A 24,098-nucleotide genomic window follows, 5' to 3' on the forward strand; every position below is an offset into this window, starting at 1 on the left:
GTGAACACCAGTCAAACTCGGAGACCGTCAGGCGCTCCCCGTACAACCTCGTTTTCCCTCGCTGACCTGTGAAGATCGCGTCCGGGTCGGTGTCCGTGTCGCTCTGACCTGGAATAAGTTACGCGAACCATCCGACAAACACCAAATCGCCAGGTCAACGACCATAAAACGGGTATTTGCGATGAACTTTCCGCGTCGAATCGGGGTTTCAGGGCATTTCGATGGTCTCGGCGCGCGCAATTTCCCCGATCGCGGCCCGGAGGTAGGGGGCCGGCGAGGTGCTCGCCGCAGTCAGTAGGTCCGCCATGACGAGAACCGCGCTGCGGAGATAGTCGACCGGACCGATCCGCTGGGCGTCGTCGCTCATCTCCGTCAGCCCCAACGATCCGGTGAGAACCGCGGCGAGGGCACCGGCGTCGAGTCCGGGCAGCCAGGCGAGTGCCGAGCCGGCGACCCGCGTCAGCGCCTCCTGGATGTCGTCGCCGGAGAAGCCGTCGGGATGCAGATCCTCGAGGAGGGCCCGCACGACACCGGCGTGCACGATCGTCACCTGCTCGAAGGGAAGAGCGATCAGAGCGTCGACCGCCTCGGTCAACGGTTCCCGCTCGGCGCCGCGGGCCGCGGCAATCGCGTCGTCGGTGGCGACCGCGATCTGACGGGCGGTGCGCGGCCAGCCGTCGGGCCAGGTCCCCGTCATCCCGCCACCCCGGCGCTCAACGCGACAGACAGGGGGACGGCCGTCAGACAGAGGACCGCCGCGACCAGCAGACCGATCACGACACGCTTGTCCCACTTCCCCCGGGCACCACTCGCCGCCAGGACGAACAGGACGAAGCCGATACAGACGGAGACGATCGTGACGATCACCGGAGTCGAGAGCATGCCTGGATTGTGCCTCAGCGGCGGCGGTCGTCCAGGAGTTCTGCCAGGTGAACGCCCGTCCGCCGGGTGAGATCCGCGATCTGGGTGCGGCACGAATAGCCGTCGGCCAGCACCACCGTGTCGTCGGCGGCCGCGTCGACGGCCGGGACCAGCCGTTGCCCGGCGATCGTGGCGGACACGTCGTAGTGCCCCCTCTCCACCCCGAAGTTGCCGGCCAGCCCGCAGCACCCGCCGAGCCGATCCACCCGGGCGCCCGCCCGACGGAGCAGGTCGGCGTCCGCGCTCCACCCCATCACCGCGTGATGGTGACAGTGCGGTTGCGCGACGACCGTCGTCCCCGACAGGTCCGGCGGCTCCCAGCCGTCCCGGCCGGTCAGCAGCTCCGCGAGCGTGTGCGTGGACTCCGCGACCGCGCGCGCCGCGGGGGTACCCAGCAGTTCGAGGGCGTCGGATCGCAGCACCGCCGTGCACGACGGTTCCATCCCGACGATCGGCACACCCTCGTCGGCGAGGACGGACACGGTGCGGCCCAAGATGCGACGCGCGGCGTCGAGTTGACCGGTGGTGATCCACGTCAGACCGCAGCACTGCCGCGTCGCCGTCAGCCGGGGCCGGAAACCGGCGTCCTCGAGAACCCGGACCGTCGCCATCCCGATCTCCGGGGCGAAACGGTCGGTGAACGTGTCGACGAACAGGACGACCGGATCACCCGTCGTGCGGCGCTCGGAGGCGGTCGCGTCGAACCAGCGTCGGAAAGAAACGGGCGCGAACTGTGGGATGTGGCGTCGTCGATCCGCCCCACCGAGCGTCAACGCGGCCGACGCGACACCCGGAAGGCGGGTCACCGCATTCACCAGACGCGGAACCCGACCGGCCACCGCCGCCCACCGCGGCAGCCACCCCAGGGAATAGTGCGAAATCGGACGCAACCGGCCCCGATAACTCTGGTGCAGCACCTCCGACTTGTAGGAGGCCATGTCCACACCCGTCGGACAATCCGAGGCACACCCCTTGCACGACAGGCACAGGTCGAGGGCCTCGTGCACCTCCGGGGACCGCCAGCCGCCGTCCACCAGGGAACCGTTGACCATCTCCTGCAGGATGCGGGCGCGGCCCCGCGTCGAATCCTTCTCCTCCCGCGTCGCCGCATAAGAAGGACACATGACGCCACCGGCACCGGTGTTGTCGGCGCGGCACTTCCCCACCCCCGTGCAGCGGTGCACGGCCTGCGCGAAGTCGCCGTCGTCGCCGCGATACGCGAGCGCGAGATCGCGGCGCAGCGGCGACGTCTGCGGGATACGCAGATCGGCGTCCACCGGCCGCGGATCCACCAGCACCCCCGGGTTCAGGAGATTGTCGGGGTCGAAGACATGTTTGACGGCCCCGAACAGACGCAACGCGTCCGGCGAATACATGATCGGCAGCAGCGCGCTGCGGGCCCGGCCGTCACCGTGCTCCCCCGACAGCGACCCCCCGTAGCGGGCCACCAACTCGGCGGCCGAGGTGAGGAAACGTCGGAACACGTCGGTGCCGCCGGGACGGTCCAACGGCAGATCGAGCCGGATGTGCAGGCAGCCGTCCGCGAAATGCCCGTACGGCAGGCCCGTGATCGCGAACTCGGTCAGCAGGGCGTCGAACTCGCGCAGATAGTCGCCCATCCGCTCCGGCGGGACCGCGGCGTCCTCCCAACCCGCATGCGCGGGCCGGCCCGCCGGACTGCGCGCCGACAGCCCGGCCCCGTCCGCGCGGATCCGCCACAACGCCGCAATCCGGTCCGGATCCTCCACGACGAGCGCATCGACCGCCGCGGAACCGGTCGCCAGGCCGCCCGCCCGGGCGAGCACCTCGCCGCGCTCGTCGCCCGCGATCTCCACGAACAACCACGCCGCACCCCGCGGCAGCGGCGGCACCGCCTGCGGACCCCGACGTTCCCGCACCACATCGACCAGTCGCGAATCGATGCCCTCGCACGCCGTCGGCGCGAACCCGCGCACCACCATGACGTCGTCGCCGGCGGACGCGATGTCGTCGTAGCCGAGCGCCACCAGCACCCGATGCGACGGATCGTGCACGAGCCGCACCGTCGCCCGCGTGACGACACCGAGCGTGCCCTCGCTGCCGACGAGGAACCGGGCGACGTCGAACCCGTTCTCCGGCAACAGATGTTCCAGCGCATACCCGGACACCTGACGGCCGAACCGGCCGAACTCCGTCCGGATCGTGGCCAGACCGGTACGGGTGACATCACGCAGTTCGTCGAGGATCGGCGAATGCCGTGTGGGCAGCGACAGTTCGACACCGGACCCGGTGAGCACGTCCAATCCGGCGATGTTGTCGGACGTGCGCCCGTAACCCAGAGCCCGCGTCCCGCACGCATTGTTGCCGATCATCCCGCCGATCGTGCACCGGTTCTGCGACGACGGATCCGGCCCGAACCGCAACCCGTGCGGCGCCGCGGCCCGCTGCAGACTCGCCTGCACCACACCCGGCTCCACGACCGCCGTCCGCGCATCCGGGTCGATGTCGAGCACCCGGTTCAGATACCGGCTGAAATCGAGCACCACCCCGGACCCCACCGCATTACCCGTGATCGACGTCCCCGCCCCGCGCACCGTCACCGGCACACCCTCGATGCGGCACACGTCCAACACCGCCGCCACCTCGTCCACCGCCCGAGGAAACACCACCACCCGCGGCGGCACCCGATACAACGACGCATCCGACGAATACAGTGCCCGCGTCGTACCGTCGTCGCGGACATCACGCACCCCGGCGCGACGCAACACGTCCGACATCGGGGACCCCACCGGCATACGAGCCACCCTAGACCCGGCCGGTTCGACGCCGTCGTCCGGAAACTCCCCACCCTGCCGACCGCTATGTCCGTCCCTCATTCCAGGACGATCACTTCCCACAGATAACCCCCAGCCTGCTGCGGTAATCTCGCGTCCGGCCGACCGACGGAGGGGCGGCACCACGCCCCACCGTCACGTGAACCGGAAGGGGGCGATGCGTGAGCGAGACCCTGGGCCTGATCGAGGGGCATCCCCGCGACACCACTGCCGCAACCACCACGACCGTCGCACCCGAACGGACCCGTCGACGACGGATCACCGTCGCCGACGCCGCGGCCACACTCTCGTTCGTCGCCCTCGCGGTGTTCGTGCTGTGGCGGCAGTGGCGGCATCTCGGCGACGGCTACCTGGCGTCGAGCGGCCAGGACCAGACGATGTGGGAATGGTTCTTCGCGGTCACCGCCCACTCGCTCGCGAACCTCGAGAACCCGCTCGCCAGCACACTGCAGAACTATCCGCTCGGCGTGAACCTCATGGCCAACACCGCCATGTTCGGCGTCAGCATCCCGCTCGCCCCCGTCACGCTGCTGTTCGGTCCCGCCGTCACCTTCACCCTCGCGCTCACGCTCGGCCTGTCCGGCACCGCCACCGCCTGGTACCGGCTGCTGTCCCGGCACGTCGTCACATCCCGGTTCGCGGCCGCCGTCGGCGGCGTCTTCTGCGGATTCGCGCCCGCGATGATCTCCCACACCAACGGCCACCCCAACTTCGTGGCCCTGTTCCTGCTGCCCGTCATCGCCCTGCTCGTGATCCGCCTCGGCAGCGGCACACACCCGATCCGCCACGGCGTGCTCCTCGGCCTGGCCGTCGCCTACCAGATCTTCCTCGGCGAAGAACCGCTGCTCATCTACGCGATCGCGTTCGCCGTCTTCGGGCTCGCCTACGGGGCGTCACAGCCCGGTGCGGCGATCGCCGCGGCCCGCCGCGGCCTCCCAGGCCTGTGCATCGGCGGCGTCGTCGCCCTCGTCATCGTCGCGTTCCCGCTGTGGTGGCAGTTCCTCGGCCCGCAGAGCTACCACTCCATCGAACACGGACCCGTCGGCAACGACGCCAACGCCTTCACCCGCTTCCCCACCCAGTCCCTCGCCGGCGACCCCGGCTCCGCCGCCGGACTGTCCATGAACGCCACCGAGGAGAACGCCTTCTTCGGCTGGCCGCTGATCCTGCTCGCCACCATGACCGCCGTGTGGCTGCGCCGCATCCCGATCACCCGGGCCGCCGCCGTCACCGCCGCCGTCATGTCCGTCATCTCGATGGGCGTCGAACTGTCGATCGCCCACACCGACACCGGCATCACCCTGCCCTGGGCGCTGGTCGCGAAACTGCCGCTCCTCGAATCCGTCCTCGAATCCCGCTTCGCGATGGGCGCCATCCCCGCCATCGCGATCCTGCTCGCCGTCGGCACCGACCGGGCCGTCGCCGCCGGACGCGACGGGCAACGCTCGACGACACTGCTGTGGCTCGGCTGGCTCGCAGTCGCACTCCTACCCCTCGCCCCCACCCCCGCCGACGTCGCGCACCGCACCCCGGCACCCGCGTTCTTCGCCGACGGCACCTGGCGGTCCTACGTCACCGACGGCTCCGTCGTCACCGTCCCCCTCCCGCGGCCCGAGGACGCCACCGCACTGCAATGGCAGGTGCGGCAGAACTTCGGCTACCCCATCGCCGGCGGCTACTTCGTCGGACCCGCCGGCCCCGACGACACCGGCAAGTACGGCCCCGACGACCGCCCCACCGCACTCCTCCTCGCCCAGGCACGGGAGACCGGACAGGTCCCGCCGATCGACGACGCCACCCGCGCCGCCGCCCGCGCCGACCTGACGTTCTGGAACGCCGACGTCGTCGTCCTGCCGCCCGGCAAGAACGAACGCGCACTGCGGGCGACCGTCGAACAACTCCTCGGCGTCGACGGCACCCACATCGACGGCGTCTGGGTCTGGGACCTGCGGAACCTGACCCGATGACCGCCCTCACCTAGAGTCGATCCTCGTGCCCGCCGTCTCGACCGCCCCCGCCCCCACCCGCGATGTACGGATCGCCCGGCTCGTCGCGATCATCGGAGGCGTCCTCGGCGCGATCCTCGCGATCGCCACCCCGTTCCTGCCCGTGAAACAGGATGCGGCGTCGATCAGCTGGCCGCAGAACGGAACCCTCACGAGCGCCTCCGCGCCACTCGTGTCGTACACGCCGCACAGCCTGCACGTGACCGTCCCGTGCACCGCCGTCGGACAGCTCGCCGACACCGGCGGCACGCTCGTCGCGACCGCGCCCCCGCAGGCCGCACGCGCCGAAGCCGACGGCCTGGTCGTCAAGGTCGACGCCGCATCCGACACCGAACCGGCCCGGCTGCGCGCGATCCTGCGCGACACCGCACTGCTGTCACTGCCCCTCGACAAGATGCGCGGCTGCACCGACATCGTCGTGACCTCCGACGCCACCGGTACCACCGCCGCCGTCACCGGACTGACCGACGAACAGGCCACCACCGTCACCGGCGACGTCCGGCCGCAGATGGTCGGCATCTTCACCGACCTGCAGGGCACCCCGCCCGCCGGCCTCGATGTGCGCGCCGACCTGGACTCCCGGTTCTCGTCGAGCCCCACCCTGATCAAACTCGTCGCCATGATCGGCGCCGGCCTCGCGACGCTCGTCTCCCTCGTCGCCCTGCACCGCCTCGACAGCGTCGACGGCCGCCGTGCCCGCCGCTTCCTGCCCGCCCGCTGGTGGAAGTTCACCGGCATCGACGGCGTCGTCATCGGCGGGCTCGCCGTGTGGCACGTCATCGGCGCCAACACCTCCGACGACGGCTACCTGCTGACCATGGCCCGGGTGTCCGAACACGCCGGCTACATGGCCAACTACTTCCGCTGGTTCGGCGTCCCCGAAGCACCGTTCGGCTGGTACTACGACGTCCTGGTGCTGTTCACCAAGGTCAGCACCGCCAGCATGTGGATGCGGCTGCCCGCCCTGATCGCCGGAATCCTCTGCTGGATGATCATCAGCCGCGAGGTGCTGCCGCGGCTCGGCCGAACCGTCCGCCGCAACACCGTCGCGCTGTGGACCGGTGGCCTCGTCTTCCTGGCCTTCTGGATGCCGTTCGACAACGGCCTGCGCCCCGAACCGATCATCGCGCTCGGCGCCCTGCTCACCTGGTGCTCCATCGAACGCGCCATCGCCACCGGCCGCATGCTGCCCGCCGCCGTCGCCGTCCTGATCGCCGCGTTCTCCCTGGCCGCCGGACCGTCCGGCATGATCGCGATCGCCGCACTCATCGCCGGCGCCCGCTCGATCGTGCAGGTCCTCGTCCGCCGCGCCCGCACCGCCGGCATCACCGCGCAACTCGCACCGGTCCTCGCGTCCGGCACCGTCGTCCTCGTCGCCGTGTTCGCCGACCAGACCCTCGCCACCGTGCTCGAGGCCACCCGCGTCCGCACCGCCATCGGCCCCAACGTCGCCTGGTTCGACGAACGCGTCCGCTGGGACGCACTACTCAACATTTCCCCCGACGGCTCCCTGGCCCGCCGCTTCGGCGTCTTCGTCATGCTGCTGTGCCTGGTCGTGTGCGTGATGATGATGCTGCGCCGCGGCGGCCGCATCCCCGGCACCTCCGCCGGACCGTCCCGCCGCATCCTCGGCATCATCTTCGCGTCGCTGCTGCTGATGAGCTTCACCCCCACCAAGTGGACCCACCACTTCGGGGTGTACGCCGGACTCGCCGGATCCGTCGCCGCCCTCGCCGCCGTCACCGTCGCCGGCGCCAGCCTGCGCTCCAAACGCAACCGCACCCTGTTCGCGGCCGGTGTCCTGTTCATCCTGGCGCTCGCGTTCACCGGCTCCAACGGCTGGTGGTACGTCTCCAGCTACGGCGTCCCCTGGTGGGACAAGCCGCCGATGATCATGGGCAAGGGCTTCTCCACCGTGTTCCTCGGACTGACCGTGCTCGCACTGCTGCTCGCCGCCTGGTTCCACCTGCGCGAACCGTACGAGACTGCGGGCCCGCACGGAAACGGGCGCCGACTCGCCCGCATCCGACGCTGGTCACCCGCCCCACTCACCCTCGCCGCGGCCGCCGTCGTCCTGTTCGAGGTGCTGTCGCTACTCAAAGGCGCCGTCGCGCAGTACCCGTCGTACTCGATCGCCCAATCCAACCTGCGGTCACTGACCGGGAACACGTGCGCGCTCGCCGACTACGTCCTCGTCGAAACCGACCCGAACGCGGGCGTACTGACCCTGCTGAACCGTCCCACCGACACCACCGGAGCAGCCGCGTTCGGGGCCACCGAATCCACCGGATTCACCCCGAACGGCGTCGCCGGCGACCTCACCGCCGACAAGGAGAACGTCGCCACCGGCGGCGCCAACAGCGTCGACACCGGCACCCAGTCCCCGAATCAGGACCAGGACCAGACCGGCACCCAGGCCGGCACGAGCGGCGGCACCGAAACCACCGCCGGCATCAACGGCAGCAGCGTCACCCTGCCGTACGGCCTGAACCCGGCCACCACCCCCGTCCTCGGCAGCCACCAGAACGGGACCCAACAAGCCGCCGACCTCGTCACCGGCTGGTACGGACTCCCCGACCGCAACACCGCCACCCCGATCCTCGGCATCGCCGCCGCCGGCCGCATCCACTCCGTCGACCCCGACGGCATCGTCACCCCCGGTCCACTGCTCGAAGTCGAGTACGGCACCCGCGGCGCCGACGGCCGCGTCGACCCCCGCGGCCGCATCGCCCCCATCGACATCGGCCCCGCCCCGTCGTGGCGGAACCTGCGAGTCCCCCTCGACCAGCTACCCGCCGACGCGAACGCCGTCCGCCTCGTCGCCTCCGACACCGGCCTCGCCCCCGACCAGTGGCTCGCCGTCACCCCGCCCCGCGTCCCGCACCTGCAGACCCTGCAGACCGTCGTCGGCAGCGCCGCACCCGTCCTACTGGACTGGTCCGTCGGCCTGGCATTCCCCTGCCAGCGGCCGTTCGACCACCACGACGGCGTCGCCGAGATCCCCGACTACCGGATCCTGCCCGACCGCGTCGGCGCCCAAGCCACCAACGCGTGGCAGGACGCGATCGGCGGCGGCCCCCTCGGCTGGACCCCACTGCTCCTGCACACCGAAACGATCCCCACCTACCTCGACGACGACTGGCGCCGCGACTGGGGCTCGCTCGAACGGTTCACCCCGATCGACCCGTCGACGCAACCGGCCACCGTCACCGTCGAACAGACCACCCGCTCCGGCCTGTGGTCACCGGGCCCGATCCGGAACACACCACCCGCCTGACCAGGCTGTGAACAAACTGAGAGCACATCCACCGTTTTCGGGTAACGGAACGATCTCGCCTACGATCGACAACCGTGCCCGACGTAGTGACAGCCCCCGCGCCCGGTCCCGAAGCCAGCGCTCCACCCCCGGCTTCGCCGACCCGTGACACGGACGTCCGCCGAGCGCGACTGATCGCCGTCGTCACCGGCCTCGTCGGGGTCCTACTGGCGCTGGCCACCCCGTTCCTACCGGTCACCCAGACCGCCGCGACCGTGTCGTGGCCGCAGAACGGCGCCGTCACCGACATCGAAGCACCCCTGATGTCGCAGGTGCCGGTGTCCCTGAAGGCGACCATCCCGTGCCGCGCCGTCACCGAACTCCCCGACACCGGCGGCATCCTGCTGTCCACCGCACCGGCGCAGGGCGAGAAGGCCGCCGTCAACGCGATGTTCGTGCGCGTGTCACAGGACACCGTCGACGTGCTCAACCGCAACGTCATCGTCGCCTCCGCCCCCCGCAGCGACGTCGAATCCGGACAGTGCCGCGAAATCGCGATCGCCTCCGACGTCACCGGCACCACCGCCCAGTTCGTCGGCCTCACCACCGACTCCGGGGAACCCCTCGTCGGTGAAATGCCGTTCGACTACCGCCCACAGGTCGTCGGCGTCTTCTCCGACCTCACCGGCCGGACCGTCCCCGGCCTGAACTTCACGATGGACGTCGACTCCCGGTTCTCGTCCACACCCACCCTGATCAAGCTCGTCGCGATGATCGTCGCCGTGCTGTCCACGATCATCTCCCTCGTCGCACTGCACCGACTCGACAGCGTCGACGGCCGCCACGCCCGCCGCTTCCTGCCCGCCCGCTGGTGGAAGTTCACCGGCGTCGACGCGGTCGTCGTCGGCACCCTCGTCGGCTGGCACTTCTTCGGCGCCAACACCTCCGACGACGGCTACCTCCTCACCATGGCCCGCGCATCCGAACACGCCGGCTACATGGCCAACTACTTCCGCTGGTTCGGCGTCCCCGAAGCCCCCTTCGGCTGGTACTACGACGTCCTCGCCGCCATGGCGAAGATCTCCACCGCCAGCCCCTGGATGCGCCTGCCCGCCCTGATCGCCGCCGTCGTGTGCTGGATGGTGATCAGCCGCGAAGTCGTGCCGCGCCTCGGCCGCGCCGTCCGCACCAACACCGTCGCCCTGTGGACCGGCGGCCTCGTGTTCCTCGCCTTCTGGCTGCCCTACAACAACGGCCTGCGCCCCGAACCGATCGTCGCCGTCGGCGCCCTGCTGACCTGGTGCTCCATCGAACGGGCCATCGCCACCGGACGCCTGCTGCCCGCCGCGGTCGCCGCACTCGTCGGCGCCTTCACCCTCGCCGCCGCCCCCACCGGCCTCATGTGCGTCGCCGCACTGCTCGCCGGGGTGCGCCCGCTGACCCGCCTCATCGTCCGCCGCCGCCAGCACATCGGCACCCTGTCGCAACTACTGCCGCTCGCCGCGGCCGGCACCCTCGTCCTCACCGTCGTCTTCGCCGACCAAACCTGGGCCGCCGTCATGGAAGCCACCCGCGTCCGCACCATCATCGGACCCAGCCTCGAATGGTTCCAGGACTACCAGCGCTACTACTTCCTGTTCGTCCAGACCACCGACGGCTCACTGGCCCGCCGCTTCGCGTTCCTGACCCTGCTGCTGTGCCTGTTCACGACCCTGTTCGTGTTCCTGCGCCGCAAGCGGATCCCCGGCATCGCCGCCGGACCGTCCTGGCGGCTCATGGGCATCGTGTTCGGCACCATCTTCTTCATGATGTTCAACCCCACCAAGTGGACCCACCACTTCGGGGCCTACGCGGGCATCGCCGGATCCCTGGCCGCACTCACCGCCGTCGTCGTCTCCGCCAGCGCCCTACGATCGCGACGCAACCGGACCGTGTTCCTCGCCGGACTGCTGTTCGTGCTCGCACTGTCGTTCTCCGGCATCAACGGCTACTGGTACGTCTCCGCGTACGGCGTCCCCTGGTTCGACAAGACCGTCCAATTCGACGGCCGCGAATCCAGCACCCTGTTCCTCGTCCTCTTCGGACTGTCCATCGCCCTCGTCGCCTGGCAGTACCTGCGCGAAGGCTACGCGCCGCCACCCGAAAAAGCATCCAGCCCCAAGGGTCGCCGCATCCGTAAATTCGCGGCCGCACCCCTGACCGTCGTCGCCGGCATCATGGTGCTGTTCGAAGTGACATCCATGCTCAAGGGCGCCGTCTCCCAATACCCCGCGTACTCGCTGGCCCGCTCCAACATCGACGCCGTCGCCGGACGCACCTGCGGACTCGCCGACGACGTCCTCGTCGAAGAAGACCCCAACGCCGGCGCCCTCACCCCCGTCGCCGACCCGAACAACCCCCTCGCCGACCCCGCCGACCCGCTCGCCGGCAGCAAACCCGTCGGCTTCACCCCGAACGGCGTCCCCGCCGACCTCACCGCCGACTTCGTCGAAGTCAAAGCCGGCATGGGCAACACCGACAGCCAGAGCATCGGCGGCAACTTCCAGACCGGCGCCGGCGCCGGCACCACCGGCGGCATCGGCACCCAAGGCATCAACGGCAGCACCGTCAAACTGCCCTACGGACTCGACCCCGCCCGCACCCCCGTCCTCGGCTCCTACCAGGACGGCATCCAACAACCCGCGGCCGTCGTCTCCAGCTGGTACGCACTCCCCGACCGCAGCGACGACACACCCCTCGTCGTCGTCTCCGCCGCCGGACGCATCCACTCCGTCGACCAGATCACCGGACAGACCAACTACGGCCAGAACCTCACCCTCGAATACGGCAAACGTCTCCCCGACGGCACCGTCGAACTCCAGGGTGCCTACCAACCCCACGACATCGGCCCCGCACCCTCCTGGCGTAACCTGCGCATCCCCCTCGACGCCCTCCCCACAGACACCGACGTCATCCGCATCAACGCCAGCGACCCCAACCTCACCGGCGACCAATGGCTCGCCTTCACCCCGCCGCGCGTCCCCACCCTGCACTCGTTGAGCGACGTCGTCGGCACCGAACACCCCGTCCTCCTCGACTGGGCCGTCGGCCTCCAATTCCCCTGCCAACGCCCCTTCGACCACCGCTACGGCATCGCCGAAATGCCCGAATACCGGATCCTCCCCGACCGCCCCCTCGCCGTCAGCTCCACCGACACCTGGCAATCCCTCGAAAACGGCGGACCCCTCGGCTGGACCGAAATGCTCGCCGGCGCCACCGCCATCCCCACCTACCTGAAAAACAACTGGGCCCGCGACTGGGGCAGCCTCGAACGCTACGACCGCTGGTACCCCCACGCCCGCCCCGCCCACATCGACACCACCGAAATCACCCGAAGCGGACTCTGGTCGCCCGGCACCATGCGCGTCTACGAACCGTAGATCGCGTCCTCTTTTCAGCTGAAGGGTCCCTTTGTTCGCCTGGAGCACACAAAGGGACCCTTCAGCTTGTTTATCCACAGCTGTTCGTTCATCCACAGAGAAACTCGCGGGCAGCCTTCTCCGGCGTTCTCCGGGCCGACCGGCCAGCATGATGACGCCATGGGGATCCGGTACTGGAACATGAGCATCGACGAGCTTCGGCAACTGTCCGTCCACGACATCGTGCGTGTGCGTGACCTACTCGCAACGGGGATATCCGGGTCGTCGATCAGCTTCCGCTGTCGGCCCGAAGGACCGTGGCAGCGGATTCTGCCCGGACTCGTGCTGCTCCACAACGGGACCCCGACTCAACTGCAGCGACGCACCGCCGCGCTGATCTACTGCGGTACCGGAGCCATGTTGACGGGCCGGGCGGCCCTCGCCGAACACGGCTATCGCACCTCCGAGCACATCTCCGACGTCCACGTCCTGATCCCTCACACCCGGCGCGTCCAGTCGACGGGGTACTTGGTCGTGGAACGGACCATCCGACTGCCTCGACCGACGATGCGCGGCAAACTGGCATGCAGTCCGCTGTCCCGCGCGGTCCTCGATGCAGCCCGCCGATGCACCACCACTCCAGCGGCACGCGCCCTGATCGCCGAGGTCGTGCAGCGCGGCGACACCACGCCGGCGATCCTCGCCCGCGAACTCGAAGCAGGCAGCAACCGTGGGTCCGGGCTTCCGCGCAAGATTCTGAAAGAAGTCAGCGCCGGCGTCCGCTCCGTCGCCGAGTCCGACGCTCGTGCGCTCTGGCTCCGCAGCGGCCTGCCGGACATGCACTTCAATCGAGTGATCGAATCCGACGCCGGGGAGTTCATCGCCCAACCCGACGGATGGATCGACGACGTCGCCCTCGCCTGGGAGGTGGACTCCCTCGACTGGCATCTCTCCCCCGACGACTACGACGCCACCGTGGCCCGACACGCGCGCATGCAGAGCGCCGGCATCATCGTCCTGGCGGTGATCCCGCGACAGCTCCGGGACGCACCCGAACGCGCACTGTCCGATCTGCGTGCCCACTACGAACTGGCGCGCTCCCGGCCGCGGCCACCGGTCCGGATGCGGCCCGAACGGGACACCCCCGACACTGAAGGGACCCTTTGTGCGCTCCAGGCGCACAAAGGGTCCCTTCAGCTGAAAACGCAGGTCAGAACGGCAGCAGATGATGCTTGCGCGGATTCTTGAACACCTTCTTGCCGCGCAGCAGTGTGAGTGCTTTGCGGATTTCGAGGCGGGTCGTGGACGGTTCGATGACGGCGTCGATGTAGCCGCGCTCGGCGGCGATGTACGGCGTCGCGACGTGCTCGTTGTAGTAGTTGACGAGCTGTGCGCGCAGGGCGGGTGCGCCGTCCCCGGCGGCTTCGAGCTGCCGGCGGCCGATGATGTTGACGGCGCCCTCGGCGCCCATCACGGCGATGCGAGCGGTGGGCCACGCGAAGTTGACGTCGGCACCGAGTTGCTTGGAGCCCATGACTGCGTAGCCGCCGCCGTACGACTTGCGGACCACGACGGTCACCTTGGGCACCGACGCCTCGACGTACGAGAACAGGAAGCGGCCGCCGCGTTTGATGACGCCCACCTTTTCCTGTTCGACACCGACGAGGAAGCCGGGGGTGTCGACGACGAACACCAGCGGGATGTCGTAGGCGTTGCACACCCGCACGAAGTGCGCGGCCTTGTCCGATGCGTCGGCGTCGAGTGCACCCGACAGGTGCATCGGCTGGTTCGCGACCACACCGACCGGGCGGCCGTCGACGCGGGCGTAACCGGTGATGACATTCTGCGCGGATTCGGCGCGGACCTCGAGGAATTCGCCGTCGTCGAAGATCTTGATGAGGATGTCGTGCATGTCGTAGCCGGCGTTGTCGGCGTCGGGCATGAACGAGTCCAGCTCGAGGTCGTCGGGGGTGGTCTCCGGTTCGAGGCCCGGGTTGACGATCGGGGGCTGCTCGGTGCAGCTCGACGGCATGTAGCTCAGGTACTGGCGGGCGTACTCGAATGCGGCCTTCTCATCGGCGGCGACGTGGTGGATGTTGCCGTACTGTGCCTGGTTGCGGGCGCCACCGAGCTCGTCGAGACTGACGTCCTCACCGGTGACGGACTTGATGACGTCCGGGCCGGTGACGAACATGTACGACTCTTCGGTCGCGATCACGATGTCGGTGTTGATCGGCGCGTACACGGCACCGCCGGCGCACTTGCCGAGGATGATCGAGATCTGCGGGCACATGCCCGACAGCGGCTCCTGCCGCTTACCCATCTCCGCATACCAGGCGAGCGAGGTGACGGCGTCCTGGATGCGGGCGCCGGCGGACTCGTTGATACCGACGACCGGGCAGCCGATCTTGATGGCGAAGTCCATGACGGCCGCGACCTTGCGGCCGAAGATCTCGCCCGCAGCGCCGCCGAACACGGTCTGGTCGTGTGCAAACACCGCAACCGGGCGGCCGTCGACCAGTCCGTGACCGGTGACGACGCCGTCCCCGTACGGGTTGGACGCGTCACCGGGCTGCCGGGCGAGCTGCCCGAGTTCGACGAACGTGCCCGGGTCGAGCAGCATGTCGATCCGCTCCCGCGGCGTCGGCAGGCCCTTGTCCTTGCGCTTCTGGATCGCCTTCGGGTTGCCCGGGGCCTTCGACTGCTCGAGCTTCTCGTACAGTTCCGCAAGCTTGGCTGCGGTGGTGGTGCTCACTCAGTTGCTCCGCTTCTCGATCTCGGCGAGCTTGTCGGACAGATCCGCGCCGACCTTGCCGATGTACGGTTCGTCGACGATCTGGATGTGGTCGCCGCCGATGTAGACGACCTCCAGGTTCTTCGCCGACTCGCCCCAGCCGCCGTCCGGCTGACGCGTCCCGAACGAGGGCTCGAGATTGATCGCGTCCTCGTGGTAGGTGTCCGCCATGTACAGCACGACGTTGCCGTCGTACGGCTGCAGGTCCGCTGTCTGGATGGCGCGGTTGTCGAGCCACGACGTGCGCTGGTGCTCGATGATGCCGCCGGGGATCTGCGCGCCGCTGAACTTGAGCAGATCCATCAACAGCTGGATCTGTTCCTCGTCGCTGCCGGCCTGCGCCAGCAGGTCGAGCGGCAGGGGTGCGTCGACGCCGTACGTCTTCTTCGCGAACTTCGCGTACCGGTCCCAGCGGGCCCGGATCTCGTCGGGGGTGTCCTCGACCTTCTCACCGGCCATGACGGTGTCGATGAGGCCGACGATCCGGACGTCGGCACCCTGGTCGTGGAGCTGGCGGGCTACCGCGTAGGCGAGGACGCCACCGAGGGACCAGCCGGCCAGCACGTACGGGCCGTCGCCCTGGATCTCACGCAGCAACGGCACGTAGGCGGCGGCACGCTCGTCGATCGGGCCCTCGACCCGCTCGAGACCGTACATCGGGGTGTGCGCGGGCAGCCGCTTGAGCAGCGGCTCGTACGCGACCGTGGATCCGCCGGCCGGATGGAACACGAACACCGGGACGGCGTCGGATCCCTCGGGGCGGGGGCGCAGCGTGCGGACCAGGCCGTCGATCTTGAGCCCGTCCTCGAGGTGCTGCCGCACCGTCTCGGCGAGCTGCTCGATGGTGCCGGCGCCGCGCACCTCGTCGACGGTGACCTCGCCGCCCGCCCGCTCGGTGAGCCGGGCCGCCAGCTTCGCGACGGTCTCGTCGTCGACGGCCGGCAGGGCCCCGAAGATGCCCTTCGCCGACTTGCCGGTCACCACCGCCCACGACGCGAACGTCAGGCGTTCGGCGGCGTCACGCGGCGGGACGTCGATCTCCCCGGTCGCCGCCGGAACGTCGGCAGGCTCGGTGGACTCCGGAAGCTCCGGGGCCGACACCGTCTCACCGGCGTCCTTCTCGGCCTGCTGCTGCTCTGCGAGCGCCTCGACCTCGTCACGGTTCTCCACCGCGTACCGCAGGTACTTGGCGACGTCGTGCAGGCTCGCGTCCTTGACGGCGGCCAACTGCAGCTGCGGGATGTCGAACTCGTACTCGACGCGGTTCTTGATCCGGACGGCCATCAGCGAGTCCAGGCCCAGCTCGATCAGCGGGATCTCACCCGGCAGATCCTCGGGTGCGTACCCCATCGACTCGGCGACGATGAGCGTCAGCCGGTCGTCGAGGGTCTGCGAGCTCTCCGGATCCCAGCGGTCCCCAAAGGACTCGACGGTCTCGGTCGCGATCTCGTCGGAGACGCTCGGCTGCGCGGCAGCGGCGAGCACCGGTTCGGGCAGCACCTCACCCGACGACACGACGGCGTCGAGCAGCAGCGTGAATCCGGCGGTCGTCTTGGCGTGCACCTGCACCGACGCCCCACCCAGATGCGGGACGAGGGTAGTGGTCAGGGTGCCGGACGCCGGAACCTCACCGTGTGCGACGGCACCGGTCAGCGCGACGTCCGCGAACAGCTGGGATGCGGCCGCGACGACGAGCGCGTTCGGATCGGTGACGGCGGACGCCTGCACCTCCCACGCGTGCCGGCCGTCGGGCAGTGCGACGTGCGCGCCCGGCACCCGGGTGTTGCCGGACGACGACACCCGCGCGTCGATCCAGTGCCGCTTGCGCAGGAACGCGGTGCGCGGCAGATCGGCGAACGTCCCGGCGGGCAGCAGCGACGGCAGGTCGACGGCGTGCCCGTGGACGTACAGCTGCGCGAGGGCGGTGAGCACACCGAGCGGCTCGTCCTCCTTGCGCTTGAGGGTCTGGATCAGCTGGACGTCGGCGACACCGGCGTCCCACGCGGTCGCGGCGACGGACATGAGGGTGACCGGGTTGGGGGCGAGTTCGACGAACGTGGTGTGACCGGCGTCGATGGCACCGCGCACCCCGTTGGTGAAGTAGACGCTGTGCCGCAGGCCCTTGGTCCAGTACTCGACCGGGTGGACGGGGGCGTGCCCGGCCGGGTAGAAGGTGTCCTGGTCGACGGACGAGTAGAGGCCGACGGTCAGCGGATGCGGTTCGATGCCGGCCAGCTCGGCGGCCAGTTCCCCGAGCAGCGGGTCGACCTGCGACGTGTGGCTCGCGCCCTTGGTCTTGAGGACCCGGGCCAGTTTCTCCTCGGCCTCGGCGCGCGCGACGATCGCGTTGACCTCGGGCTCGGGGCCGCCGATGACGGTGTGGGTGGGGGCCGCGTAGACGCACACCTCGAGGTGCGGGAAGTCCGGCAGGACGTTCTCGATCTCGGCGGCGCTGTATTCGACGAGCGCCATGAGACGGATGTCGTCGCCCTCGAGCAGGCCCTCGGCCTCGCCCATGAGCCGCGAGCGGGAGCAGATGACGCGGACGGCGTCCTCGAGCGACAGACCACCGGCGACGTACGCGGCCGCGGCCTCCCCCATCGAGTGCCCGACCAGCGCGGACGCGTCGGCACCGTGGTGCCGCAGCGTCTGCGCGAGCGCCACCTGGATGGTGAAGATGCCGACCTGCGACGTCTCGACGTCGTAGTCGAGTGCGTCGTCGAGGAACTTCTCCCGCATGGAGTAGCCGGCCTCGTCCTCGATCAGCGCGTCGATCTCGTCGACGGCGGCCGCGAACACCGGGTTCTCCAGGTACAGCTGCTTGGCCATCTTGCGGTGCTGCGACCCGTAGCCCGAGAACACCCACACCGGGCCCTTCGTGGCGGGCGCGTCGGCGGTGAGGACGCCGGGGGCCGGCTTACCGGCGGCGACGGCGCGCAGACCCGTGACGGCCTCCGCATGATCCTTGGCGACGACGACGGCGCGGGAGCGGCCGTGGTTGCGCTTGGCGAGGGTGCGGGCGACGTCGGCGAGCGGCGTGCGGCTGCCCGCCTCGGTCTCGAGCCAGTTCGCCAGGTCCTCGGCGGCCCGGCGGCGACGCGACGGCATCGACGCCGACACCGGCAGCAGCACCGCGGTGGGCGCCGTCGATTCGTCGAGTCCGACGGAGTCGGCGGCCTCGGTGAGCATCCGCTCGGCCTCGGCCTCGATCGTGGTGGTCTCGTGGTCGAGGTCCGCCGGAACATCCGCCGACACCGGGGTCTTCACATACTCGCGGACGACGATGTGCGCGTTGGTGCCGCCGAAACCGAATCCGGAGACGCCCGCGACGGCCGTGCCGGTGTAGCGCGGCCACGCCGTCGGCTCCGCAGTGACCTGCAGGTGCGCCGTGTCGAACGGGATGTACGGGTTGGGGCCCGCGTAGTTGAGGGACGCCGGGATGACGTCCTCCTGCATCGCGAGGACGACCTTGATGAGGCCCGCGGCGCCCGCGGCGGCCTCGAGATGCCCGAAGTTGGTCTTCGCGGAACCGAGCAGTGCCGGCTTCTCGGCGTCCCGGCCGCGGCCCACGACGCGACCGAGGGCGTCCGCCTCGATCGGGTCGCCGAGGATCGTGCCGGTGCCGTGCGCCTCGATGTAGTCGACACCGGACGGGGCGATGCCCGCGTCCCGGTAGGCGTGACGGAGGCAGTCGGCCTGCGCGTCCGGGTTGGGGGCGAGCAGGCCGTTGGAGCGACCGTCCTGGTTGACGGCGGATCCGGCGACGACCGCGAGGATCGTGTCGCCGTCCCGTTCGGCGTCCTCGAGACGCTTGAGGACGACGACACCGCCGCCCTCGGCGCGGACGATGCCGCTCGCATCCGACGAGAACGCCTTGATCTTGCCGTCCGCGGTGAGGACACCGCCCTCGTCGAACCCGAGGGTCGCGGGCGGCGCGAGGAGCATGTTGATGCCACCGGCGAGCGCGATCTCCGACTCGCCCGACCGCAGGCTGCGGACCGCCTGATGGACCGCGACGAGCGACGACGAGCACGCCGTGTCCAGAGCGATCGACGGGCCGCGGAAGTCGTAGAAGTACGAGACGCGGTTCGCGACGATCGCCGTGGACGTACCGGTCAACGCGTACGGGTGCGCCGACGCCGGATCGCTCACCGCGAGCAACTGGTAGTCGTTGGCCGACGAGCCGAGGAAGACACCGACGTTCCGGCCCTTGAGCTCGTTGGCCGGGATGTGCGCATGCTCGAGCGCCTCCCAGGCCAGTTCGAGAGCGAGCCGCTGCTGCGGGTCGACGTTCTGCACCTCGAGCGGCGACATCGCGAAGAACTCGGCATCGAACCCGGCCACGTCGTCGAGGTAGCCGCCCTTGGTGGCGGCCTTCTCGACGGCCGCCGCCACGTACGGGTCGGCGGTGAACTCGGTCCAACGGTCCTCGGGCAGGTCGGTGACCGCGTCCCGGCCCTCGATGAGCAGCCGCCACATCTCCTGCGGCGTGTGGCCCGTGCCCGGGAACCGGGATGCCACACCGACGATCGCGATGTCGTGCGACTGCCCCGCGGGAACACCACCGGCGTAGTACGCATCTGTGTCCTCGGGGACGTCCGGCTCACCCTCGATGATCCGGGTGGCCAGCGACGCGATGGTCGGATGCTGGTACGCGACCGTGGCCGCGAGCGTGATGCCCACCAGATCCTCGATCTCACCCGACAACGCGACCGCGTCGCGGGAGGAGAGACCGAACTCCTCCATCGGCCGGTCGTCGGATATCGCCGACACCGGTTGCCCGGTGGCCTCCGCGATCCAGTTGCGCAGCCATTCGCGCAGCTGCGCGACCGTCATCTCGTGTTCAGCCATCAACTCACCAGGATATCCGTCAGGAAGGGACTATTCCGAAACCGCGTCCGGGAAAGCGGTCTGCAGGTGACCGCCACGCAGCGTCCCCTCGATGTACGCGGCCTTGCACGCCCGACGAGCCAGCTTGCCACTCGAGGTACGGGGAATCGATCCGGCCGGCACCAGCAGGACATCGCGGGCGGTCACACCGTGCCGCGACGACACCGCCGCCCGGACCGCGTCCGCGATCGGCTGCGGGTCGGCCTTGCCGGCGCCGGGGGCGCGTTCGGCGACGACGACGAGTTGCTCGGAGGCGTCGTCCACGTCGAACTGCAGACCCGAATGCGAGTTCTCGAACACCTGCGGCGGCAGCTGGTTGGCCGGCACCGCGAACGCGGCGACGAACCCGGGGCGCAGCGCGGAGCTGGCCTCCTGCGCCGAGTACTCGAGATCCTGCGGGTAGTGGTTGCGGCCGTCGACGATCACCAGGTCCTTGACGCGGCCGGTGATGTACAGCTCGCCGTCGACGAACACGCCGTAGTCGCCGGTGCGCAGCCAGTCGGCGTCCTCCGGGGTGCCCTCGGCGTGCGAACCGTCCGCCAGCCGCTGCAGCAGCTTGTTGTGGAACGTGTCCGCGGTCTCCCGCTCCCGTCCCCAGTAGCCCTGACCGATGTTGTCGCCGTGCAGCCAGATCTCACCGACGTGCCCGTCGGGACGTTCGGTGCCGGTCTCCGCGTCGACGATCGTCGCCCACTGGCTGCGCGACACCGCACCGCACGCGACCTGCGCGACGGCGCCGGGCGCGTCCTGGTCGACGCACACCATGCGGCCGGCGTTGAGTTCGTTCCGGTCGACGTACACGACCTTGGCCTCGTCGTCCGGGTGGGTGGTGGAGACGAACAGCGTCGCCTCGGCCATGCCGTACGACGGCTTGATCGCGGTCTTCGGCAGACCGTACGGCGCGAACGCCTCGTTGAACTTGCGCATCGACGCGACCGTCACCGGCTCGCTGCCGTTGATGAGGCCGAGGACGTTGCTCAGGTCGAGGTGCTCGCCGTCCTTCGGCAGACCCCGCACGGCGGCGTGCTCGAACGCGAAGTTCGGGGCGGCCGCGTACGTGCCGGCACCGTCGGAGACCGCGGCGAGTTCCTTGATCCAGCGGTACGGGCGCTGCACGAACGCACGCGGGCTCATGATCGTGATGTATTGGCCGCCGAGCGCGGGCAGGATCACCGTCAGCAGACCCATGTCGTGGTACAGCGGCAGCCAGGTGACGCCCCGCGACTCGCGGCTCAGGCCGAGCGAATCGGCCATCTGCAGCACGTTCGTCGCGACACCGCGGTGCGTGATCTCCACACCGGCCGGGGTGCGGGTGGACCCGGACGTGTACTGCAGGTACGCGATGTCGTCGAGGCCGACCTCGGGACGCACCCACGTCTCGCCGACACTGTCCGGGATCGCGTCGACCGCGATGATGCGGGGACGCTTCGCAGCGGGCAGGGCACGGAAGAACTGGCGCACACCGGCGGCGGACGACGTCGCGGTCAGGATCGCGGCGGGCTCGCAGTCACCGAGGACCGCGTGCAGACGGTCGGTGTGGCCGGGCTCGTCCGGATCGAACAGCGGCACCGCGATGCGTCCGGCGTGGATGGCGGCGAAGAACGACGCGACGTAGTCGAGGCCCTGCGGCGCGAGGATCGCGACCCGGTCCCCCGGTTGGGTCACCTGCTGCAGGCGGGCAGCGACCGCACGCAGACGCAGACCGAACTGGCCCCACGTGATCTCGTGGGCCTCACCGTCACGCTCACGCGAGTAATCGATGTACCGGTACACCAACTCGCCTGCGTTGTTGCGCGTGTGCTCGTCGACGTAGTCGATCAGCGTGTGATCCGGCTCGAGCCGGATCTGCCCCTGTTCGTCGAGGTAGTCGTCGAACATCGCGTTCATTCCTTCTCCTGTCGAAGCGATCACACAACCGTCAATCGACATGGTTGCGCCCCAGACTTCCTTCGCCGCGCGGATTCATTCGCATGGTCACTACTTGTCGGTACTTTTCGGTACTTGTCACTATGTTGTCGTACTGGTCGGTACACATCGGCGCCGCCTGCCGGTTTCCACTGCTCATCCCTACTTCTTCCAGTTGTAGCGACTCGCGGCAACCCGGACACAGGCGACCCACCTACGGGGTAGACCCATCGGCTCGAAACCAGAAACATGTTACAGATGTGCACTGGCCCACTCGTGTCGGAGCGAGGGGATGACCGGCACGAACACGTCCACCCGAGTCGGGAACAACCCCACTTGTGACATCGACGTCGTCGCCCGCACGTTACGGACCCGTGCCGTCGGTGGCCCCCATCGATGCCTTCTTCCTCGTCACACGCCTGCATACCCGTCATCGGGCCGCGAGGACGGACACTACCGCCCACACGGCCCTCGAGTGACCGGTTCGGGCAGAGTCGGGCAGACACGCGGAAACCCGGCGAACTCGCTACTCGTGCGCGGGCTTCGGGGCCGCATCGATCAACTCACTCGCCCAGGTCGTGATCCACTGCGTCGCGGTCGTCCCGTTCCCGTCGACGACGAACGAGTTGTACTGCGCATGCACCGGATTGTTGTGGTACTCGGCGAGCCGAGCCGCACTGCTGAGCCAGTTCCCGAGCTTGAGCGCCTCCACCGGAGCATCACAGATGCCGTCGCCGGGAGCGCAGATCTGGACAACCCGGTCACCGAGCGCACCGAAACCGCCCGGGCGTGCCCCGGTCATCGTGATCCCCGGGATCTTCAAGCCCGCGAGGGACAGTTCCGCACCGACCCCGGCGACCGGCGGACCGATCGTCGGCGCGGCCGCCGGATCACGGCGGCCGTCCGCGATCAGACCGGTCCCGAGCACCAGGTCCGGCGACACCGGGCCGTCACCGGCACCGATACGGGCCGCGACGTCACCGGCGATGACCGCGCCCTGCGAGAACCCGGTGAGCAGGTACGTCGTCAACGCGCATTCGGCGTGCCGACGTTCGATCAGGTCGAGCGTCGCCGCCGTCCCCGCCGCCCGCGAGTTGTTGTACGACTCCTGGCCGTCCGGCGGCAACGCGATCGGATTGGAGAACTGCGCGACGTACGGGACGGTGTACACGTCGGCTCGCTGCGGCGAGAACTGGTCCTGCAGCGGCCGGGTGACGTTGAGCATGAGCGACGCCGGATTCGCCGTCGGGGCGTACGGGTCGTCGGTGGCACTGGACTCCCACGTGCCCGGCACCGCGATCACCTGGACGTCCGGACAGTCCGCGGGCTGCGCGGCCGGCGGCGTCGGCCCCGGCGGGGTCGGCGGGGTCGGCGGGGCCGGGGTCGGCACCCGTCCGGCCAGCAGATACCAGACCGCCAGCAGCACGACGAGCAGAACCAGGATCGCCAGTACGACGAACCCCGACCGTTTCCGTCCCCGCCGTCCACTCACCGTCTGCCGCTCCTCACCGCTCACACTCACCCGCCGTTACTTGCCGTTCGTCACTTGCCGCAGTACGACGCCTGCGCGACCCGGATGTAGACCTTCGCGTTCTTGGTCGCCTGGTCCTGGCTCATCTCCTGACCGGATGCGCTCGCTTCGCTGCCGACGGCCGCGGTGACGAACGTCGTGATCTCGTCCTCCGAACTACCGGCCTGCTCGGCCGCGCAGATGTAGTCGGCCGTCGAGATCGCGATGACCCCGTCCGTGCCGGGCGTGACGCCTTCCTTCTTCAGTGCGTCGAGGAAGTTCTGTCCGCGGGAGGAGATCGGCAGGGAGGTGGGGCCGGGGAAGTCGCTCGGCACGGCCTGCGGCTGCTCTGCGGGCTCGCTCTCGGCCTGCGACGTGGCCGCCGGGGCCGGGGCGGCAGACGACTGCTGCACCGATTCGCTCTTCGCGGGCGCCTTCGACGGACTCGGCGCCACGACCGTGGTGGTCGTCGGGCTTCCCGTCGCCGACGAGTCGTCGCCGCCGCAGGCGACGAGCAGGCCGCCGGCCACGAGGCTCAGCGCACCGGCGGCCACGGTGCGGGCCACGACGGACGGCACGGAACGATTACGGGTGAAGTTCGACAT

The 24,098-nt window shown here is 69.6% G+C and carries 12 protein-coding genes; 4 read left to right on the top strand and 8 right to left on the bottom strand.

Annotated features, from left to right (window positions below; genetic code table 11):
• Window positions 1-208: 208 nt before the first annotated feature.
• Genes E0497_RS00005 through E0497_RS00015 form a run of 3 tightly spaced genes read right to left on the bottom strand, consistent with a single transcriptional unit; the run spans window position 209 to window position 3,695 of the window.
• Entirely contained in the window at window positions 209-697 is a 489-nt protein-coding gene (locus E0497_RS00005) for a class-II aminoacyl-tRNA synthetase family protein (RefSeq protein ID WP_137722735.1), read from the bottom strand.
• A complete protein-coding gene (locus E0497_RS00010) occupies window positions 694-882 on the bottom strand; it encodes a hypothetical protein (protein WP_137722736.1) in 189 nt (62 codons plus the stop codon). Before E0497_RS00010 ends, E0497_RS00005 begins: the two co-directional genes overlap by 4 nt.
• A 14-nt stretch (window positions 883-896) precedes the next feature.
• Window positions 897-3,695, bottom strand: coding sequence for an FAD-binding and (Fe-S)-binding domain-containing protein (locus tag E0497_RS00015; protein ID WP_137722737.1), 2,799 nt, complete (start codon window positions 3,693-3,695; stop codon window positions 897-899).
• Window positions 3,696-3,895: 200 nt separating this feature from the next.
• On the opposite strand from E0497_RS00015, the gene E0497_RS00020 reads away from it, so the two are divergent.
• The 4 genes from E0497_RS00020 (at window position 3,896) to E0497_RS00035 (ending at window position 13,642) form a co-directional block, all read left to right on the top strand.
• Window positions 3,896-5,701, top strand: coding sequence for a glycosyltransferase family protein (locus tag E0497_RS00020; RefSeq protein WP_137722738.1), 1,806 nt, complete (start codon window positions 3,896-3,898; stop codon window positions 5,699-5,701).
• Window positions 5,702-5,726: 25 nt separating this feature from the next.
• Window positions 5,727-9,017, top strand: coding sequence for an arabinosyltransferase domain-containing protein (locus E0497_RS00025; protein WP_170312821.1), 3,291 nt, complete (start codon window positions 5,727-5,729; stop codon window positions 9,015-9,017).
• Between the two features lie 74 nt (window positions 9,018-9,091).
• Window positions 9,092-12,415: an arabinosyltransferase domain-containing protein gene (locus E0497_RS00030; protein ID WP_137722740.1), complete on the top strand. Its 3,324-nt coding sequence runs from the start codon at window positions 9,092-9,094 to the stop codon at window positions 12,413-12,415.
• 159 nt (window positions 12,416-12,574) lie between these two features.
• On the top strand, window positions 12,575-13,642 hold the full coding sequence (locus E0497_RS00035) for a hypothetical protein (RefSeq protein ID WP_241665630.1): 1,068 nt from the start codon (window positions 12,575-12,577) through the stop codon (window positions 13,640-13,642).
• On the opposite strand, the gene E0497_RS00040 is transcribed toward E0497_RS00035, so the two are convergent.
• The 5 genes from E0497_RS00040 to E0497_RS00060 all read right to left on the bottom strand — a co-directional run bounded on the left by E0497_RS00040 (window position 13,605) and on the right by E0497_RS00060 (window position 24,098).
• Window positions 13,605-15,149 carry an acyl-CoA carboxylase subunit beta gene (locus E0497_RS00040; RefSeq protein ID WP_137722741.1) on the bottom strand — a complete coding sequence of 515 codons (1,545 nt, stop codon included), beginning with the start codon at window positions 15,147-15,149 and terminating at the stop codon, window positions 13,605-13,607. The two genes, E0497_RS00035 and E0497_RS00040, sit on opposite strands and share 38 nt — an antisense overlap.
• Entirely contained in the window at window positions 15,150-20,024 is a 4,875-nt protein-coding gene (gene pks13, locus E0497_RS00045) for a polyketide synthase Pks13 (RefSeq protein WP_137723131.1), read from the bottom strand.
• Window positions 20,025-20,069: 45 nt separating this feature from the next.
• A complete protein-coding gene (gene fadD32 / locus E0497_RS00050) occupies window positions 20,070-21,965 on the bottom strand; it encodes a long-chain-fatty-acid--AMP ligase FadD32 (protein ID WP_137722742.1) in 1,896 nt (631 codons plus the stop codon).
• 544 nt (window positions 21,966-22,509) lie between these two features.
• Window positions 22,510-23,475 (bottom strand): cutinase family protein, encoded by a 966-nt coding sequence (locus E0497_RS00055; RefSeq protein ID WP_241665632.1) that lies wholly within the window; start codon window positions 23,473-23,475, stop codon window positions 22,510-22,512.
• Between the two features lie 50 nt (window positions 23,476-23,525).
• On the bottom strand, window positions 23,526-24,098 hold the full coding sequence (locus tag E0497_RS00060; protein WP_137722743.1) for a DUF732 domain-containing protein: 573 nt from the start codon (window positions 24,096-24,098) through the stop codon (window positions 23,526-23,528).

This window comes from Prescottella subtropica, assembly GCF_005434945.1.
Lineage (GTDB): Bacteria > Actinomycetota > Actinomycetes > Mycobacteriales > Mycobacteriaceae > Prescottella > Prescottella subtropica.

Bases quoted from the DNA above. Each gene is read 5' to 3' on its own strand.
- pks13 (WP_137723131.1), bottom strand. From the start codon at position 20,024: ATGACGGTCGCGCAGCTGCGCGAATGGCTGCGCAACTGGATCGCGGAG.
- fadD32 (WP_137722742.1), bottom strand. From the start codon at position 21,965: ATGAACGCGATGTTCGACGACTACCTCGACGAACAGGGGCAGATCCGG.
- E0497_RS00015 (WP_137722737.1), bottom strand. From the start codon at position 3,695: ATGCCGGTGGGGTCCCCGATGTCGGACGTGTTGCGTCGCGCCGGGGTG.
- E0497_RS00010 (WP_137722736.1), bottom strand. From the start codon at position 882: ATGCTCTCGACTCCGGTGATCGTCACGATCGTCTCCGTCTGTATCGGC.
- E0497_RS00035 (WP_241665630.1), top strand. From the start codon at position 12,575: ATGGGGATCCGGTACTGGAACATGAGCATCGACGAGCTTCGGCAACTG.
- E0497_RS00005 (WP_137722735.1), bottom strand. From the start codon at position 697: ATGACGGGGACCTGGCCCGACGGCTGGCCGCGCACCGCCCGTCAGATC.
- E0497_RS00060 (WP_137722743.1), bottom strand. From the start codon at position 24,098: ATGTCGAACTTCACCCGTAATCGTTCCGTGCCGTCCGTCGTGGCCCGC.